We start from the raw sequence: 1546 nt of genomic DNA on the forward strand, positions 1-1546 counted from the left end.
CCCATAGTCTCTGACATGACCACACCATACAACGGTCTAGTCGCTATAGCAACTAGTTGTAGCCTCGACTTGAAGAAGGCGTGACCCACAGTCTTTAAAAACTAAAGGTTTACAAGACACATGAAGCAAGCGCGTCGAGACCCGTGGCTCCTGCGGAAACCAACACGAAAAATGTCTTACCAGGTGCTGTTGCAAAGCTGGTATCGGTCGGTCAGTGTCAAGCCCCGGGTTTTGTGGAGGGTCGTTTGTCTGTTGATCAGGCCGCGACAGCCTGCTTGTCGAGCAGCTGACGATGAGCCTGAACCGGCGGCACGTAGCCGACCGCTGAATGCAGTCGCCGAGTGTTGTACCACCCGACCCACTTCGATGTCTCCACGATGACGTCGGTCAACGCCGGCCATGTTCGCCGGTCGATCAGCTCAGCCTTGAACACCGAGTTCAGTGCCTCGGCCATCGCATTGTCGTAGGAGTCACCCTTGGACCCTACCGACGCGACGACCTTCGAGTCCGCCAACGACTTGCCGTAGGCCACCGACCGATATTGAACTCCGCGGTCCGAGTGGTGGATCAGCCCGGACACATCCTGGCCTGCCCGAAGGCGGGCAGACAGTGCCATGTCGAGGGCATCGCGGGCCAGCGAGGCCCGCAGGTGGTTGGTGACCTGCCAGCCGACGATCTCACGGGTGGCGGCGTCCAGGACGAACGCGGCGTACACCCATCCGGCCCGGGTGGGGATGTAGGTGATGTCCGCGACCCACAACATGTTCGGGAACTCCACGTCGAAGTCACGGTCGACCAGATCATCCGGGCACTCATCAGCGTCGGCACTGCGTGTGGCAGGTTTCTTCACCCGCCGGCGGATCCCGCGGAGACCTTCACTGCCCATGATCCGTTCCACGGTGCAGCGGGCGACGTGGCCGAATGTTCCTTCGCGGTTGATCTCGGCCCGCAGTTTCCGCGCGCCGTAGCGGGAGTAGTTGTCGGCGTAGATGCAGTGCAGTGCAGCGGCGACCTCGTCGTCTCGGACGGACCGGGCAGAGGCAGGACGGCTTTTCACGGCGTAGTACGTGCTCACGGCGATGCGGGCGGGTGTGTCTGACAGCACCCGGATGATCGGCTCGAGGCCCCGTAGTGAGCACGGTTGTCGTCGATGAAGTCGACGACTACTTGTGTGGGTAGCTCGAGCTCCGCCGCGAAGAAAGCCGAGGCCTTCTTCAGGATCTCGTTGGCGCGTTGGGATTCGGCGAGTTCTTTGCGTAGCCTGCGGTTTTCTGCTTCCAGGTCAACTGACTCCGTCGGGGCGGACATGCCGGATTCCTTGTGTGTGCGGACCCAGATCCGCAGGGTTTCACGCGAGATGTTGAGTTCGTCGGCGATGCGGGAGACTGCGCCGCGGGCGGTGTCGGGGTCGCCTTGTGCGTGCAGGACAAGTTCGATGGCCCTGGCTTTCAGTTCGGGTGTGTACTTCGAGGGCATGGGGTTGCTCCTTTGCAATCCTGTTCCCTCCATTAAACCCGGGGCGATTCAGGTCGTCCGGGTCTGCGGC

The 1546-nt window shown here is 61.5% G+C and carries 2 protein-coding genes; both read right to left on the reverse strand.

Annotated features, from left to right (window positions below):
- Positions 1-256 precede the first annotated feature (256 nt).
- A complete protein-coding gene (locus CVA01_RS14685; protein WP_170209822.1) occupies positions 257-1057 on the reverse strand; it encodes an IS3 family transposase in 801 nt (266 codons plus the stop codon).
- Positions 1058-1071: 14 nt separating this feature from the next.
- A complete protein-coding gene (locus CVA01_RS14690; RefSeq protein ID WP_170209823.1) occupies positions 1072-1476 on the reverse strand; it encodes a transposase in 405 nt (134 codons plus the stop codon).
- Between the last annotated feature and the right edge of the window lie 70 nt (positions 1477-1546).

The organism is Corynebacterium variabile (assembly GCF_006539825.1).
Lineage (GTDB): Bacteria > Actinomycetota > Actinomycetes > Mycobacteriales > Mycobacteriaceae > Corynebacterium > Corynebacterium variabile.